This window comes from Phocaeicola sp. RTP21198st1_B8_RTP21198_201120 (assembly GCF_040929485.1).
Classification (GTDB): Bacteria; Bacteroidota; Bacteroidia; order Bacteroidales; family Bacteroidaceae; genus Phocaeicola; species Phocaeicola dorei.
This window is the reverse complement of the sequence record NZ_JBCOCI010000082.1, coordinates 1-16871: the sequence shown is the minus strand read 5'-3', so window position 1 is coordinate 16871 and position 16871 is coordinate 1. Positions and strand designations below refer to the sequence as shown.

Annotated in this window: 22 protein-coding genes and 1 pseudogene; 1 reads left to right on the top strand and 22 read right to left on the bottom strand. The window is 39.4% G+C overall.

What is annotated here, in order from left to right; all coding sequences use genetic code 11:
• A partial coding sequence (locus AB5935_RS20035; protein ID WP_368327532.1) for a phage tail tape measure protein occupies window positions 1–3260 on the bottom strand: 3260 nt, incomplete at its 3' end.
• Between the two features lie 333 nt (window positions 3261–3593).
• Between AB5935_RS20035 and AB5935_RS20030 the strand changes: the two genes are divergently transcribed.
• Entirely contained in the window at window positions 3594–4004 is a 411-nt protein-coding gene (locus AB5935_RS20030) for a hypothetical protein (RefSeq protein ID WP_038609888.1), read from the top strand.
• Window positions 4005–4137: 133 nt separating this feature from the next.
• On the opposite strand, the gene AB5935_RS20025 is transcribed toward AB5935_RS20030, so the two are convergent.
• The 21 genes and pseudogenes from AB5935_RS20025 to AB5935_RS19925 all read right to left on the bottom strand — a co-directional run.
• A complete protein-coding gene (locus AB5935_RS20025; RefSeq protein ID WP_038609890.1) occupies window positions 4138–5073 on the bottom strand; it encodes a hypothetical protein in 936 nt (311 codons plus the stop codon).
• Window positions 5074–5210: 137 nt separating this feature from the next.
• Entirely contained in the window at window positions 5211–5615 is a 405-nt protein-coding gene (locus tag AB5935_RS20020) for a hypothetical protein (protein WP_038609893.1), read from the bottom strand.
• Between the two features lie 114 nt (window positions 5616–5729).
• Window positions 5730–6593 (bottom strand): hypothetical protein, encoded by an 864-nt coding sequence (locus tag AB5935_RS20015; protein ID WP_051926270.1) that lies wholly within the window; start codon window positions 6591–6593, stop codon window positions 5730–5732.
• Window positions 6594–6637: 44 nt separating this feature from the next.
• Window positions 6638–6802 carry a hypothetical protein gene (locus AB5935_RS20010; protein WP_165861716.1) on the bottom strand — a complete coding sequence of 55 codons (165 nt, stop codon included), beginning with the start codon at window positions 6800–6802 and terminating at the stop codon, window positions 6638–6640.
• Between the two features lie 35 nt (window positions 6803–6837).
• Entirely contained in the window at window positions 6838–7218 is a 381-nt protein-coding gene (locus tag AB5935_RS20005) for a hypothetical protein (protein ID WP_038609895.1), read from the bottom strand.
• A 64-nt stretch (window positions 7219–7282) separates the two neighbouring features.
• Window positions 7283–7846, bottom strand: a complete 564-nt coding sequence (locus tag AB5935_RS20000; RefSeq protein WP_038609898.1) for a hypothetical protein — start codon at window positions 7844–7846, stop codon at window positions 7283–7285.
• 2 nt (window positions 7847–7848) lie between these two features.
• Window positions 7849–8241 carry a hypothetical protein gene (locus AB5935_RS19995; RefSeq protein WP_038609901.1) on the bottom strand — a complete coding sequence of 131 codons (393 nt, stop codon included), beginning with the start codon at window positions 8239–8241 and terminating at the stop codon, window positions 7849–7851.
• Window positions 8238–8831 carry a DUF2829 domain-containing protein gene (locus tag AB5935_RS19990; protein WP_008656524.1) on the bottom strand — a complete coding sequence of 198 codons (594 nt, stop codon included), beginning with the start codon at window positions 8829–8831 and terminating at the stop codon, window positions 8238–8240. Before AB5935_RS19990 ends, AB5935_RS19995 begins: the two co-directional genes overlap by 4 nt.
• Window positions 8828–9130 (bottom strand): hypothetical protein, encoded by a 303-nt coding sequence (locus AB5935_RS19985; protein WP_038609904.1) that lies wholly within the window; start codon window positions 9128–9130, stop codon window positions 8828–8830. Before AB5935_RS19985 ends, AB5935_RS19990 begins: the two co-directional genes overlap by 4 nt.
• Window positions 9118–9447, bottom strand: a complete 330-nt coding sequence (locus AB5935_RS19980) for a hypothetical protein (protein ID WP_038612321.1) — start codon at window positions 9445–9447, stop codon at window positions 9118–9120. The genes AB5935_RS19985 and AB5935_RS19980 overlap by 13 nt, the downstream gene beginning before the upstream one ends.
• Window positions 9444–9758: a DUF6706 family protein gene (locus AB5935_RS19975; protein ID WP_008656518.1), complete on the bottom strand. Its 315-nt coding sequence runs from the start codon at window positions 9756–9758 to the stop codon at window positions 9444–9446. The genes AB5935_RS19980 and AB5935_RS19975 overlap by 4 nt, the downstream gene beginning before the upstream one ends.
• A gap of 1 nt (window position 9759) precedes the next feature.
• Entirely contained in the window at window positions 9760–10125 is a 366-nt protein-coding gene (locus AB5935_RS19970; RefSeq protein WP_008656517.1) for a hypothetical protein, read from the bottom strand.
• A gap of 57 nt (window positions 10126–10182) precedes the next feature.
• A complete protein-coding gene (locus tag AB5935_RS19965; protein WP_007851873.1) occupies window positions 10183–10533 on the bottom strand; it encodes a hypothetical protein in 351 nt (116 codons plus the stop codon).
• An 11-nt stretch (window positions 10534–10544) separates the two neighbouring features.
• On the bottom strand, window positions 10545–11666 hold the full coding sequence (locus AB5935_RS19960; RefSeq protein ID WP_008656516.1) for a hypothetical protein: 1122 nt from the start codon (window positions 11664–11666) through the stop codon (window positions 10545–10547).
• Window positions 11667–11677: 11 nt separating this feature from the next.
• Window positions 11678–12274, bottom strand: coding sequence for a head fiber protein (locus tag AB5935_RS19955; protein ID WP_008656509.1), 597 nt, complete (start codon window positions 12272–12274; stop codon window positions 11678–11680).
• A gap of 2 nt (window positions 12275–12276) precedes the next feature.
• The gene (locus AB5935_RS19950) at window positions 12277–12912 is read right to left on the bottom strand and encodes a hypothetical protein (protein ID WP_032941078.1); all 636 of its coding nucleotides are present in this window, start codon (window positions 12910–12912) and stop codon (window positions 12277–12279) included.
• 168 nt (window positions 12913–13080) lie between these two features.
• Window positions 13081–13443 (bottom strand): type II toxin-antitoxin system HigA family antitoxin, encoded by a 363-nt coding sequence (locus AB5935_RS19945; protein WP_038609907.1) that lies wholly within the window; start codon window positions 13441–13443, stop codon window positions 13081–13083.
• An 11-nt stretch (window positions 13444–13454) separates the two neighbouring features.
• Window positions 13455–13754: a type II toxin-antitoxin system HigB family toxin gene (locus tag AB5935_RS19940; protein WP_008656504.1), complete on the bottom strand. Its 300-nt coding sequence runs from the start codon at window positions 13752–13754 to the stop codon at window positions 13455–13457.
• Window positions 13755–13902: 148 nt separating this feature from the next.
• A complete protein-coding gene (locus AB5935_RS19935; RefSeq protein WP_008656502.1) occupies window positions 13903–15390 on the bottom strand; it encodes a phage portal protein in 1488 nt (495 codons plus the stop codon).
• Window positions 15391–15401: 11 nt separating this feature from the next.
• On the bottom strand, window positions 15402–16670 hold the full coding sequence (locus tag AB5935_RS19930; RefSeq protein ID WP_038609910.1) for a PBSX family phage terminase large subunit: 1269 nt from the start codon (window positions 16668–16670) through the stop codon (window positions 15402–15404).
• A pseudogene (locus AB5935_RS19925) lies at window positions 16667–16871 on the bottom strand (hypothetical protein); the annotation flags it as partial. The gene AB5935_RS19930 and the pseudogene AB5935_RS19925, both read right to left, overlap by 4 nt.

Here is a 16871-nt window from a genome sequence, read left to right as displayed (position 1 = left end):
GTATCGGATACATTTTGTTGGGCTTGATTGGCGATGTCTGTCTGTGTCTTTACGTTGGCGGACGCAATGTCTGCATTCTGCTGCGCTGTTTCAAGAGCGTTTGTAGCGGCTTGTTTCTCGCTTTCTGTTCCGTCCTTTTGTGCCTTGGCGTAGTCCTCTTGCGCCTTTTGAAGTTTCTCTAAGGCGTCCGTTTCGGTTTCTACGGCATAGATGCGGTTTTGCTCAGCTGTCTGATAGGCTTTTACATCCTCTCCAAGTTTCTTGAAGTTGACTCCACTTGTACCACCCAAAGACTTTTCCATCTGGCTGATGGCGTCAATCAATGATTTCTGGCTTGCCTGATCGGAGTTCTTGAACTTGTCAGTCCGTACATATTTTTTTGCTTCGTCCAAGGCAGGCTTTATCATGTCGGAAAACATGGAACCAAACTCACCGAACACAGTAACCCAATCTATATTGGCTTTTATGGCTTCTGTTTCCTTGTTCTGTATGGCAACATCACGTTGTTTCTCCAGTAACTTTACTTGTGCACTATTAACACCGTTTTCTTCCTGTGCTTTCCTTATTTTTTCCGCATACTCTTGGGCGATAGCCAATTTCTGCTGCTGGAACGTGCCATATTCTTTCAAGTAGTCGTTCAAAGCCTGTTGTTCGGCTTTCAGCTGTCCTTCAGTTACATCGGAAATATCTTTATCTCTCATACTTTCGGCATTGGTATAAGCTTCTGAAATTTTCTGTGCCTGCTTGTCGGTCAGCTTACCGTTACCGGCTTTGCTCCATTCTTCCTCCTGTTTTCTTATCGCATCAATCTGTTTCTGATAATCAAGGTCAATCTGTTTCAACTTCTTTTCCGTGCCTTCTCTCATCAGGTTGATTTCATCCTGTTGGTTCTGACGGTGAAGTGAAAGAAGTTGCCCGTCCAGCTTTTCCTGATTTTCTTTTTGCTTTTCAGCAGCTTTTTCCTGCTTAGTCAAAGAACTACCAGTAATACCGCCCAAATTTTTATAGGCTTTTTCAGTTGTTTCTACTCGTTTCTTAGCTTCTTCATACAGCTTTGAAGTAAACTTGGATTTATTCTTTTCTATTTCAGAAAGTTTCTTCTTAGCATCATCCCAGTCTTTCTTCGCTTTCTCATAATCCTGCTTGTAGGTGGTTTTATTCTTCTCTGAATCAATTCGGGTTTGCTTGACTGATTTTGCTGTATCTATAAGTGTTTTTATGTCTTTCACATTATAGATTGCTTCATCAGACAAAGTACCCTTAATATCAATAGGCAAACGAAGTTTCACAGTTCCATTTTCCCCCTTTCCTCTGATACGCTTCTCCAACTCAGAGATGTAGCGGTCAAACTCACTAATATCAACATCTTTAAGATTGGAAATGAACTGTTCAGAGATACCTTTCCCTTTTTCTTGCAGCATGACATCTCGTTCTGCACGTAGTTCTTTTAATTTCTTTACATAGCCATCAACACCTTGTTGCCCGGATAACGACTTTAAAAGATTCTCGTAATACTTAATTTCTGATTCAATATCTGAAAACTCTTTAGCACGTTTTTCTCCTGCACGCTTTGCCTCTTCTTCTGCTATTTGCTGCTTTAGCTTAAGAATGTCAGCCAATTTGATTGTTTCAATATCATACTGGGCAAATATCTTTGGGTATTCTTTGCGTAATTCTGCCAAACTTTGCCCACGCTGCAAATCAGCCAAAGCAATATCACGAGAGCTTTGGATAAGACTCTCTATTTTTTGTCTACGTTCTTGCTCTTGTTTTGCCGCCTCCTCTTGTTTCTTGTTGAAACGTTCTTGTGCCTTTTCAGCAATGGATGTATTGTCTGCTAACGTCCACATAGCTATACCTAAAGAAACAACAGCAGCACCAGCCAACACATAAGGGTTCATCATTAAAACTTTGTTATAAGTGGCTTGTGCCAAAGTAGCAGCTTTAGTTGCAGTAATCTTTGCCCATATAGATTTCACTGAACCTTGCTCAACAATAGTATTTATCAGAAGCCCAGCTCTATAAACACCGTAAATTTCCACAAGAGCCAATACACTTTTACCAATAATACCATAGTTCTTTACAATAGTATCGACAGCAGATATACTTCCAGAAATCAAATCCTGATTAGCAAGTCCTATTTCCGCTAAAGCAGTAGTTATCGTATCCTCCAAGTTTGACATTTGCCCCTCAATCGTCTTCGATATTGCTTCCGTAGAACCTTCAACACCTTTCATCGAGCCAAATTGTTCAACAGCCTTCATTACAGATTCAACAGTTCGGTCACATTCTACCGTCATATCACGGAATGAGAGTTTAACCTTGTTGCCTTCTGTCTGAACACGAACACCGAACTCTTTCCAACGCTCTGGATTATTTATATCAAGTATCGCCTCTGTTAGCTGGTCAAAGGGCTTTGCTACTGTATTGGTAAAATCTCCCATTTTCCTCATGGCATCCATCGAAGGAGTTACACCACGATTGACAAATTTTATAAAGTCATCCGTCAGTTCATTAAGCTGAAAATTCGTTTTTGCAGCAAAGCTATTTATGTCAGAAAGATATGCTTTCGCTTTATCGGAACTGCCATTCAAGGCATTAGTTAGCACAGATTCATATTTCTGAAACATTCCAGCAGTTGAAACTACATTTGAAGCAACTTGTTTCAGCATAGCGATTCCACCAATAGCAGCAAGTGTCTTCTTAAATGAAACTCCGACCCCCTCATTGGTAGTTATAACAGCCTTGCTCTCATCTTTGAATAAAGCATATTCATCTCTTAGGGCTTTAGTAGATAATCTTGCAAGTGCTTGTTGTGATTGCAATTCACCGAGAGCATACTTTTGTTCTCCTAATGCTGCTTTTGCACGGTTTAATTCATCCGATAAAGATTGTCTTTTAGAGTCATACTTTCCTAATTTCTTATATTTCTCAGTAAGCATTGAAACATCATTCTGTGTCTCACGTATGATATTTTTCTGTTTGATAATTTCTTCTGATAGAGAATTAACAGCTTTTTCACCGTCATAAATACCCTTTTTGAAGTCGTTTTCCATTGTTGCCCCAGCTTTGGCGGCATCAGAAATAAGGATATTCATTTTCTTAGTACTTTCTCCTAATTGAACATTTAACTTTTTAAATGTATCAGGAGATTGGGTCGAATCCATAGAAAGGAGCGTTTGTTTCAACTTTTCTATCTCTGTTCTTAATCTTACGACCTCTTGCCAATCCGAAGCCACACGGAATACGAGCTTTCCCATTTTATTCTAATTTTTAATTATTTACTACTCAAATTTACAGTATATCCAAATCTTATTAGAATTTTCTTTCATTAAATTCGTTACAATAGACGAAAGGTTTGATATTTCTTATTTTACTTGATAAATTTACCACAGTTACAAGCTTTCATAGATGTTTTTTATCAACGAAAAACACACAATCTGCTGATTGTGGCAAAATAATTGTGAAAGTAGTATTTGATAGTCCGTTTTGCTATTTCTAAGATTGCAAAAGCACGACATTTGAAAGATTGTCGTGAAATAGTTTGGAGTGATTGGATTTCTTGGTAGTTTTGCAAGAAAATAAGTAAAAACATGAATAAAATAACATTTCTAATACTATGTATTGCTCTGCTATGTGGATGCTCTACAAATCATAATATTGACTCTGCTATAAAAGATATTTACGGTTCGAAAGTGCCACCCAAAGAAGAGGATGGAGCTTGTATTTATGTCTTAAACTATCTTGAAAAAGAGAACAAACAAGATACGGATTTTGTAAAACTAAAGGATAAAATTGACAAATACACAAACTCATTATCCGAGAATTTAGGAAACGATGTTTCTTCTAAATCAGATGCTAACACATCTGCAACAAGTAAAGACGATTGTTTAAGTGACTTCTACAAATGGGAGACTCCATCTATCCGTATTGTGCTTATTTCACGTAAATGTTTAGATAACAATGGTAGAGACATAACAATTATAGTAACAAATAAAGGGTGATTTTTCACCCTTTATTCACTCTTATCAATACGTAAAAGAGACTAATAAAACGTACTATATACTTTATATTACACCAAGCATTGTGTATAATAACTGCTTGCTCAAAAGTGTATAGTTGCGTAAAATTTTTAAATTATAATTCACGATATATTGCAATCGGTTCAATACGGCATTCCGAACTCTGACGACCAGTAAAAAAAGTCTCTACACCAGCCATTTTATCAATAGTATTTTGAATAGCAGATCGAAAACCATCTACTACTTCTTCCTCATCAAACATTTCTATATTTTCATTTCCTGCTTGTGTTACTATTCCTAAAACAGTGAATTCAAATTCTGTTTTTCTTGAATACTTAGAAATTAAAATATCCTCCTTTTCTCTTAAATAAATTCTATTCAATATTGAAGAAAATATGATTTCTTTATTTGCAAATGGCATTGTTACTTCAAATTGTTCATCATAGCTAAATTTCAAAACATTTAGCAATCTATTTACAACATCATCATCTAAAATTAGCCCATCTGCTTTTAATTGCTCAGCATACTTCACATTCAAACTTTTCAGCAAAGATGTAGCTTTTGCCTTCGAATTTCTATCTGCAATTTTCTTCGGTAATTTCGCCAATTCAGCTACGGATTCATTCTCTTCTCTATATTTGAAATAGCCAATAGCTTCACCTATTTCATTAAATTGCTCTAACGTAGAAGCCATTTTGCTATAATCATTAAAAATAATTTTCCCTGATATTTTTACAAAAGATTTATCGCGTAAATCATTTAAAGTAACATTTTGTGGAACAGTATAGAGCACCCCCATCTCACTCAATTTATTTTCAAAAAGATTGTAAGCATAATCATGCAGATATTTTTTCTCTGTCGAAGATTGTTCTTTAACTAAGATTTCTCCCATTAAATTTCCACTGAGAATTTTTCCCTTTTGTTCTTCAGATTTAGCATATTCTGACTTTTTCCCAGATAATACATACTCTGTTAATCCTTCAAATAATTGAGAAGATATTGAATACATCTTGTATTCATCTAAATATACAAATGATTTAATGCAGCCCATTTTCAAATTCCTTTTTGCGTTGTTCGCTGTTCTTACTAAATTTCTTTATACTATTATTCCTTGTATCAATGATTGATTTAATCGCTATACATCCTCCAGAGACACAAATAACAAATGTTATTACCGTTAATATAATATCAATTGTTCCCATCATCCAAAGAGTTTAATTTATTCATTATTGCATTACTAAAAAGAAAAGATACTAGGCAAAATGCAATAGCACATACTAACGCGACAATTCTATCTAATATTTCTTTCTGAGATTGTTCTGCAAAATACAAAATGCCCAAAACACCAGATAAAATAACAATTTGTATTACAGAATACCCTTCAAATTTAAGTTTTAAAATTGGATCAAACTTTTCATTATTAAGCTCATTCAAATTCGTCAAATTTAAAGTTAGCCCTAAAAATATAAAATCAACCGGATTGAATAATAAACTCCACTCCCTATTTACCGATAGCATAAAGACAAACACTCTTATAAAAAAAGGCATTAATCCTATTAGGACAGTATATATAATCCATTTGGTCTTTCTCATGACATATTTTATATTCTATTTTGCTACAAAATTATCATTATTTTCTAATAATTTTGCCATAACTATTTCTTTTTTTCTACGATTTGCCAATTCCTTACCTTTACTTTTCGACCACTAAATAGAACTTGCATATCTTTTATTTTTATATAGGATAGAATTATCGTGTGACTCTAAAACCTTTCCGATAGATTCTTCTAACCATTCTTTCCCAAACTCTTTGTAGCGCGAAGTCAGTGTTGTATCACTAACTTTTATACGAGAAGCCCAATCATTTATTGATAGGCATGAATTATCAACAGTTATGAATATGGTTCTACATGTCCGAGCTGAATTTTCATTGCAAGTAATCCACCTACAATTTGACGGTTCATAATTCTTACTTGAATCAATTCTATCAATGCTCATATTATCATTATACCCATTTTTCATAGACCAATTGTAGAATAAAAGAAAATCATTAGACCATTCAGGACATACAAGCACTCCTTTCCCTCCATAATAACGATAAGAATTATTTTTAGGATTACAGCATCTATCTTTCATGCCAGCCCATATAGTATAGATTCGAGTTTTTTTGCTTTTTCCATGAGTGGTATTAGCCTCTTTTCTTCTATCAACATTCATACACCCACAACTTCTCACCTTTCCACTATGCAAATTCCCTTGTGACACCACAACCTCTTTTCCGCAATCACATTTGCAATGCCAGTAAGTAGCATGACTATTTTGCCCAGTATATTTATGGTGAAAATCTAAGACCGTCAATCTTCCAAATTTCTCTCCACTTATATCTTTTACTTTACGTCTTATACATCCACAGCTTTTTGTTGTACCATTCCTTAAATATCCAGAACGCACAGAAACAATGTTCCCACAGTCACATTTACATATCCATTTTATACAGCCTCCCTTATCTTTATTTTCATCTTTTGAGACAACTGTCAATTTTCCAAATCTTTCTCCGATTCTAATTTCCATAATAGCATAATATACAACATTTTCACATATACAAATATAACAAATTAAAATGGATTACCCTTGCCTTTTAACTTAAAAAACTCTTCTTCATTTACTTCTTGAAGAACATCTCCATAAACCGTATGCAATTTATCTTTTTGCATAATAATCAAATTGCGATATGGAATTTTAAATACAACTTCATCGTAACTTAGATGTAAAAACTCCATGAACGTAGCAATTTGACCTAATAACGTGACGTTTCCTACGACCGTTCCTTTGCTGTCAGCGTTGCTACGTTCTTGGCTAAAACTGACAGCTTGTAAAAATTTTCAGCGGAAATCATAGACAGACCTACCGCCAGCGCCTCTACCACCTCGTCGAATGTACCTTTCCTTAATTCTTCACTAAGACTTTCATCTCCTGTTATGAGCCACGACAACGCACGAGAAACTATTTCTACATCTTTCAGCGACCGAAGCATATCCATGACTGTAGTAGCTTCTTTTAAATCGGATAGATAATATCCCACCCCAGCTATTTTACAGATAGTCGGAGGGTTAATCACGTACGCCTTGCCATTCACTATGACCGTTTCAAAATCCTTTCCTAAAACGGCTGCATTTACTATTTTTGCTGCATCCATAAGCTAAAATTAAAAAGGCGGTGAGCAACCACCCACCGCCATCCTGAAAACATCTTTCCTAACCCTATTTTGCCTTAACGGTTTTCTCGTCAAGCTTCACCTTGTCGCCATCGAACCACTTCTCCGAAGCAAGTCCTTCAACTCCGGTTTCCAAAGGAACGGCCGATACCCCCAAGCCGATATTCTTCTCCACAAAACTACCTTTACCAACGATGTTAGCTTTAGGCATGAAGATGAAATTGCCGGTCTTTGTCATAGCCACGATGCTCTTTTCCACAAGAGCAGTCATGTCTGTACGTTCCCAGCCATCATCCGTTGCCTTACCGCCTTGTAAAGCTGCCTTGTCCTCGAAAGAATACTCACCAAGGGTGAACGACACGGTAGGAATAGCCGCCTGCGTAACGTCACGGTAATACGGTTGCCCCGTCAGTTCATTGATATAGTCAGTCACGGAAGGGTCGCTTTCCTCGTACCCCCAAGTGTCCTGATGTACGTTTTTCACTTCGGTCATTGTAGCAATCAGGGCTTTCAACTCTGCTACCGTATAACCGGTTTCGGGAGTGGTTACGGTTTTCACTACATCACCGTACCATACCCTCTTTAATCCGATAAATGGTCTTGTTGCCATAATTATTTTACATTTAAAACTTCAAACAAAATTCTCGCATTCACATAGTGACACTTCAAAGCTGTGTCCGCTTCCGTACCGATTGATTCGATAGAATAACGATAGCGAGTACCGTCATAGGCGCTTACCACATCATCAAAATGCTTCATAGCTTCCCGTTCAAGCTCATTCAGCCGGATGGAGTTGGCTTCATTTTCGCTCAAATCGGGTACACAAAGATTCACTTCCGCGAAAGACTTTTTCCAATACTTTCCCGGCTGTTGTTTCTTCGTGTGGATGACAATCCTTTCAGACTTCAATTCTCCCATCAGGATTTCCCCTGCTGGTACTATATCTATCCTGAAAGCCTTACAATCCCGATAGAGAATGTTTCCTATGTCGGTAGTTACTATCATTGTATAATCTCCCAATCTTCGGCAAATACATCACTGATAGACGGCACCCATGAATCGGCACGTCCGGTATTCTCGTTGTAGATAAGACACTGGCTTGTGTAATCAATGAATCCTTTACTTTTCAGAATAAGGTCTTTTGCTGATTGAGGGAGCGATTGCATCTTAGGAATAATGTCACTTTCGATATGGGCTGGTACTTGCTTGAATACCATCAGACCTTTGCCGTTCCAGCCAGTTCTACGGATTGTACCACCTTGTTTCAACACTTCGATAGCGTCACCGAAATCCATTGCGGATGATGAATCATCAGCTTTATCATATGTTTTCTCAAAGATGTCTGGCTTACAAGAATAGAACTCGCCGTTTACACCTTTAATGATGTAATCGCCATAACTTGCAAGCATCTTACCTTCAAGAGTTTCAATGTACACACCAAGATAAGGTTCATTGGTGTTACCATGCTCATCTATGCCAAAATCGGGATTATGCTTCGGCACGGGAGTTCCACCCATAAAATCACACACTTCATCGAAGTTATCTACTTTAAGCTGAATAGCTTCGATTACTACTGGTTTCTTTCTGTACTTCATTTCTCAAATTCTTCTTTTAATCGTTTCTCCGCATATAAAGCGGCACCACTCAAAACATCATAACCCTTAGATTCCACGAATGAGGCGTATTCTGCTTCGTTTTTCAGCGTCAAACCGTCTTTATCGACATCGTAATCATTGGACGTTCTCAAAGTGAGCGTGTGGTCTTGATAGTTACCGTATTCCTCCGCGTACTTCACGGCTTCATCGCCCACATCAATCATTTTCTTCTCAACTTCCCATTCTCCTTCATCGAAAAAATCTTCTACATCAGAGAAATCTGCATCTACTCCAACCATATCACCCTATAAGAAAAATAATTTGTTTCTAAAGGGCTTTTCGCCACGCCTACGCCTCTTATGCTTCCATCAGGATTCAAACAGCGAACTTCTGTACCAGCTTCAACTTTTGACGGTTTATCAAAGACAACCTTATACTTGAAGTCATATAAAACTCCATTGATAGACACCTTCTTTTCCGCACTCACATCGTCACAACGGCACTTACATACATCCTGCCAGCTCTCGCCGCCCGTTCCGGGAATGGGTCTGCCAAACTCGTCCCTTTCCATTGGGGTGATAACCTTTACCTGCAATATGTGTGGAGCGAATATCACAAGAAAGTGCATTTGGGTTTGTTGCTTAATTCGTCTTTCAATCCGTACTTCTTGCACAGGAATGAATAGTAGTCCTTGATACCTTGAATGTTCCAAGACATCGAGAAACCGCTTTCACTGATTGAAGTGGCACGAAGCGATAGAGAGGGGATGAACTTCGCAATCGCCACGAAGACACGACCGTAACAATCCTCGTTCATCTCGTCCTCTCCGCTTATCTCCGCATTCAGACACATATCCAAAAGGTCAGCTTCCGACAAGTTAATGCCGAAAGACTGGAACTTCTGTGATATGTATTCGTTTATCGTCATATTAATATGGTGTAACCAGTTTACTATATGCGGTATAGCTATAATGCGTGCAATACTTTGATTTATAGATGTATCTGAACGGGCATTTGGGAACATTAATTCGTATCCCTTGAATAGCCATTCCCTCTTTTATCGAACACATCATAGCCGGGTTATTTGCAACCAAAAACACGGGATGCGTCATGGTCGGTACAACACAATCAGCCAGAGCCGTTTCCAAAGTGATAAACTGAATATCTGGCAGACCAACATCAACCGATGGATTCACGTATTCACACTTAGAAGATTCCACACTTGATGCCTGCACGCTCAACGAAACCAAAGACATCATTAAAAAGCCACACATGGCAAAAATAAAATTCTTCATTTCTTTTCTGATTTATAAAATTAGACAATGGAAGGGTAGAAGCACTACCCTATCCTTTTACTCGATACCTAATGCTTCTTTCAGTTTGGCTGTTGATTCTTCATCAAGTTCTGCAACCTTACCCAAAAGAGTTTCCTCTTTCATATTGCCGGAAGCCTGCACACCGATGGACTTCAAAGCCTCAATCAAAGTTTTCTTCTCGAACTCTTTCTCAAAGAGGGAGATTTTCACCTCCTTCTTTTCTTCAGTGGTTTTCACTTCGGGAGTTTTCACCTCAACCCTTTCGACAAGTCTGCGACTTTCCATATCCAGCACACGGGTCTCCTCACCGACTTCAATCACTTCACCGGGAGTATAATACTTTCCGGTGAACTTGTCGCGGAAAACTGATATAACCTTTACTTTCATATCCTACCCCCTTATGCTGATTGGATGGATGCAATTTCGCTCAAATCGAAATTGGTTATCAAATCTGGATTGGAAATCTGCGGAATCCACTCTGCCGTATATTCCATGTAGCGACCGTTTTTGTCACGGTAGTTGGAGATAAGCATCTGCCCCTCTGACGGGATATAAGTACGTCCTTGTACTGGGTCTGTCGCTTCATACGGGGTATGATGGCGCATATAACCAATGTTGTCAGAAGGTAACAGAGTAATACGGTTATCCGCGTAAATCTGCACATTCTTTCCCGTCTGGTCTTTCACGTAGTCCTCCTTGATTTCGATGCGAGGCAGACCGATACCGGTGAACACTTCGGAAGCCAAAGAAGAGGAAACCAATCCCGTACTCAACTTCATCTCATTAGAACCAAGAATCATCTTGTACTGCTCACCAAATTCAGATGAACCGAGCACGAACTTGTTGAAAGAAGCGCGTGTCATAATCATCTTGGCATAAACGCCATAGTCCGGTGCCAAAGAATGGAGTTTCTCTCTCAGGTAAGAGATGAACATGTTCTTTCCGTCCACAACCACATCTCCACTTTTCGGCTTGATAAAATTGAACGGAAGGGTAATCTCCAGCAGTTTATTATTGGTCTGACCGGAAGTTATTGCAGCATCCTTGTTGTAAACGGTGGCTTCACCAAGCATCAACAAGGCACCAACAATAATATCCATGCGCTTGTGAGCAGCAAGGGTAATCTGACGGTAATCATCTGCCAGGAAGTTTACAATCTCTTCCATTGCGGCCTTTTGGTCTGCCGGTTTAGCTACATTGAACTTGTCAATTAAATCCTGCAACTCGGAAAGTCGGTCGATGGACATCTGATAAGCATCGCCCAAGTAGGCAATCTCACCATATCCGGAACCAATGTTCCTACGTTCACGGATGGGCTTTTCGCCAAAACGTGAATTGATGGAACCTGCCATAACTCCGGTTACAGAACCGATATAATCTTTGAACACGCGAGTAGTTACTCTGCGGAAAGTAAGATACTGCTGCCAATAGATTGTATCTTTACGCGTCCGGTTTACACGTCTGATGATAGCGGAAACAATGTTCGCATCATCGAATAATGTCTGAATCGTTAAAAACATATCCTACCTCCTTACTCGTTAAATTCAAACCATCCCTTCATGTTGGCTTTATCGTTCTCGGAGAACGGCATAGCCAGTTTTGAAGGTTCAATCTCTGCGGCTGTACGAAGCAATGAAACCAATGTAATTCCGTCCTCTACTTTCGTCCGGTTAAACAGAGCCGAATTTGCAACGTACTTCTGTTTCAAGCCGTCAACCGCAACCGCATTGAAAAGTACAGTATCTTTGGCGATATTCTCACCGAAAGCAGCCTTGATAGTCAAGACATCGTAGTTGGCATTAGATTTGTCAATAGCTGCGACCTCAGCACCTTTAGTGCCGCTTCCGACAAACATTCCCACATAAGCCAAAGAGTTCTTGGCTACCTTGATAGACAAAGCCTCCGCACCGGTGGTATAGGCTTCCACAACTCTCACGTTGATTACCGCATAAGCGAACTTGTTTTTCAAGTCCGCACAAATCGGCGTAAATACGGGAAGGAAACTTCCCACTACTAGGTTCTGCGTGTCGAGTTTGAACGGGCCACGTCTACGAATACCGGTCTGGACATCGTAGCGTTCCTCTTGCTCAACGAGCGGAACCAAATCATACTTAAATCCTGCTGACATAATTAATTCTTGTTTTGTTCAACAATAGTTTTCGTTCCCTCGTCAATCATCTTAGCGATAGATTCAGATTCTTTCTCAATCTTCTCTTCCGCTGATTCGGGAGGGGTCACGCCTTTGAAGCCGTCATTTGCGAACTCCTGCTTCAAGTCCTTGAAGTATGCGTCCAAGTCCTCATCGTCCTTAATGGCGCATCGTTTGGCGTAGTTTTCGGGAATACCATACTCCTTTGCCTTTGCCAAAATCTGCTGGCTACGTGTTGCTTGAGCCTTTTCCGTTTCAAACTGTGTTAGCTTATCAGAAAGGTTCTTGTTGGAGTCAATTAAAGCTTGCGCCCATGCAGGCACATCGTCTTTATTCTCTTCCGTTTTGGTGGTTGTGGTAGTCTCGATTGGCTTTCCGTCTTTCAGGTTATGCTTCTTTTCGTAGTTGGAAACTGCGGTCTTGGAAGCATCCCCGGCACGGAAATCACCATAAGAATTAAGCACGTCCGAAAAACTGATACCCTCAACAATTGAGTTTACCTTTGTCTCGTCCGTTACACCCTCTGCCTTTTTGGTGGCAATGCGGGTAAGAATAGCAGTGTCCACCCCAGCGAATTTCTGTTGTAGCCCTGCTAAGATTTGTTCTAAGATTGTCATACCGTATGAATTTGATTTATAAATTTCTACGGTAAATTTCGTTATTTATAAAGAAGGTGAAAAATTATCAGATAGGTGATACACGACAATGAAACGATTGTCGTAAAATGGTATAAAAAAGGCGTGAAACCGAATGAATCACGCCTAAATATTCTTCTTATGAACTAATCAGAAACCCAACATCGCGGCTGGAGGTATATTCAGCACTCGACATAGCAACCTCGCAATTTTGAGGGTCGGTTCCGAACGTCCAGAAATATAGTCATTCACACGCGATGGACTTATTCCAATCTCACCAGCAAGTTGCTTTTGACTCATCCCTTTCTCTTCAAGAGATAACTCTATCAATTCCGCAACAGTCGGTTTTTCTATCGGATAATGTTCTTTTTCGTATGCTATCACAATATCGGACATAACTGTAAGCTCCACCGCATTTTTATCGTTTGCAGGCGTTTTGTCATCAACCAATGGCAGAAGTTCCTCCACTCTCGCCAAAGCAAATTCATACTGTTCTTTCGTTACTTTATTCATACTTCTATCTCTTAAATGGTTGAACAATCTATCTTATCGTAATCTTTATGAGTACCAACCCAGCGAATGAAGACGTACCCAATTGTAAACTTAACAACGACAACCAACCGATAGTTGTTGCCTCTGATATTGAATACATAGTGTTGGTTACCTACATAATCAACTGAAAGAAAATCCACTTTAATGTCTGATAGGTTCTTCCATTCAGCTTTTTCCGCTATATCATACCAACGTTCTAAAGCTATGCGTGAATCTTCATAGCCTTTCGTTTCGTAGAACTCTTTCAATTTCTTATGTGATACAATTCTCATATCTCATTTATTTGATGCAAAAATATGAATTAATTTTGAATTATAAAATTTTTCCAAGAAATATATTCTATAATATAGAATTTAGTAATAAAAAAGCGGAACTAAATTAGCTCCGCTCAATAGTACTATAAAAACATGAAGCAATGAATTATCCCTTGGGGTTAGGAGACGCTGCATTGTTATTCTTTGCCCCTTGTTCCTCCTTGATTTCTGCAAGCTCCTCTTCTACCCTATCAGCATTCCCGGCAAACATGATACCTTCACGGGTTGACCAAATTCCACCACTGACAGCGGAAACGGCAGTAGTCACCTTATCATTCAAATCATCAATCATATATGGAACCAGTTCTGTTTCTATGCCAATAGTCTGCGATGCCTTGCTAAACTCGGTTGGATTGATAGAGCCTAAAGCAGAAACAATGAAATTTACTCTCCGCTGCAAGAACTCTCCAATGACCTCACCGTGATTTTCTACCGCCATATGTGCACCCATGAACATAAAGCGGAAAGCGGTTCCTGATGCTTTGCCTACCCCCTTCAACGTCTCAAAGGATATTCTTGGAGTGTTTGACATATCATAAGCCATATTAGTGAGTGTTTCTGCTTCAAATTTTACGGTATCATTTGCTTGGTTCCACGTCAGATACTGGGCATCCGCACCCTCTCCGGTGAGTTTGACCATTCTATCCTTAACCTTACCCATGAAGCCCTCTACATCTCCAATTAGCTTCAGCAGTGGGAAGAAATGATAGTCAATGCAATCCGCGTAATTAGAAAGAAGTTTTTCCAACCGGACACGGAAAGTCTTAATCTTTTTGCAATAAGGTTCGGGCCGATAAGCGTAGATAACAGGCAGTTTTGGGAATCCATGAGCAAAAGGAGTTCTTTCTTCATATCCTTTAGATAAATCCCATTGATAAACCATTTTGTCCGTGATAGTCATAAAGCAGGTGACCTCCGAATCATCCATGAGCTTCTTTTTATACTCACGTGAAAAAGCAATCATTTTACCTTCATCGTTGAAGAACGGGTATAGCTTATCACCTCTGAATGGGGACCATAACACGCTTTTCAGTTTCTTGGTGGGCTTGACCTTCCCCCCGAAGGTAGTCTTTATTTTCTTCCAGAACTTCGCCCAAAATGAATCATCATCAGTGACATACCAATACTCGGCTACTTCCTGTTCGGATAACCAAGCACGAACAATCTTCTTGTTCTGATATTTGATTTTGTTGGATTTAAATACAGCCTTTACCGCATCCAACAGCTTCTTTTCATCATCATCAGTCGGAGTGCAATCCATAGACGGTTCTGTGCCGACCGTGAAAGCTGTTTGAATGTTCACTATATCTTGTTCCAATGGAATGGAAATACGGTTCACCGGTTCAGTCTTATACTTTGCTTCGATTTCATAAGTCTTACCAGTTTTTTCATCGAAGTGTTTCTCTGCTTCTTTTTCAAGAACCTTTCTGTCCGGATACTTCTTTTTGTCAACCATGATTTCATGGCGTTCCGGATTCCAATCGTCCCAAAGTTTACAACGGTCGGGAAGTTCAGTTTTCCTACCTTTCTTCAGGTAGTTTATCTTCTGCCCGATGTCAGGGAGTGCTAATATTTTTTCTAAATTCAATGGCATAATCTATAATTTTAGTGAGTAAATATTCCTGTTAAATCTTTCGGTTTCTGAATCTTACCAAGAAGCTCACCCAATACATAGTAACGTACAGCATCTATTCCGTGATTGTCATGGTCTTCCGGTTCGTTGATATAGTTCCCGTCCTTATCCTTTGCCCAAACATACTTTCTGAACTCGCTTTGCAAGTTGTACGAGCGTTTGGTTATATAAATCTCCATATCTTTCATTTTGTCAATTCCGGCATTGATAGAGCCTGCACCTTTCTCTACGGCATATATCTTGATTCCTCCGTTGTGTATCTCTTGAATCAAACGTGGGTCTGCGCTGTCAGCAATGACTTTCAAACCCCACGGGCGAAGAGTCTTGATGATGTCAGAAGAAAGCAATCCAGTACGGTAATCCACTTCATCCAAGTAAAGGGCGTTATCAACGATACCACAACGAATGGAAGCAGACGGGTCATGCGTATAACCGAAGTCTTGCCCGAAAGCAATTTTCTTTGCCCAAGCCGGGAACTCGTCAACAATTCCCCACTTCTTGAACACAGCACCTTCTGCCACGTCAGCCCAGCGACCGATAACCACATGAGCATACTTTTCAGGATTACTCACCTTCATATCTTCCACCTCTTTCAGGAACTCAGGAGAAAGGTTATCCAAGTTATCAAAATACGTGGTATGGATATGAAGTACGTTCGGATGAGTTGATATCTGTACTTGCACGCCATCAATCTCCACCAGTCGATGAGTGTTCTCGATGTATTTCTTGTAGATGAAATGGTTCGAATCGCATGGATTCATAATTATGATTATCCGGTTCTGAATTCCCTTCTTACGGATGGAGAGCATAATCTTGTCAAACTCTTCCTCACTGGTCCATTCCTCCGCCTCATCACAAACAAAGGTGGTGATACCCTGAATTGATTTCAGCTTGGCCGTCTGGTTCCCGGAAGAAGTCTTGATACCACGGAACATGATACGACTGCCGGTCATCCGGTTTACAATATCGGTTTTGGTTGTCTTGAAATACTTCGTTGTTCCGTCCAAATCTATCTTTTCCATCATTTCCGGAATGATAGACATCCCGGCAGATACCATCGTGTAACGGGTATAAAGAATCTGGTGAACAATTTTCTCTACGGGAGTCATTTCAAAAGTCAACCGCTCAATGAAGGTGGAAGCATTGAAAGACTTACCTGAGCCACGCCCACCGGTGATAAGAATTATGAACTTTTCCTTATCCTCGTACAATGGATGATATATTTCTTGAGGTACTATCATTTCAGCTTGTCTTTAATCCAAGAATCAATGTTGATGCCATGCTCTATGTCTGTTGGAATATCAGCGTCTTCTGACTCTTCACCAAACCCTTCTTTTCTTCCTAATGTAGAAAGCAAATAACGAATCATATAACCATCTGGACGTTCACGCCAACCAATAAAATTTCCTTTTTCATCCTTTTCGGGAATACCCAATGCTAGG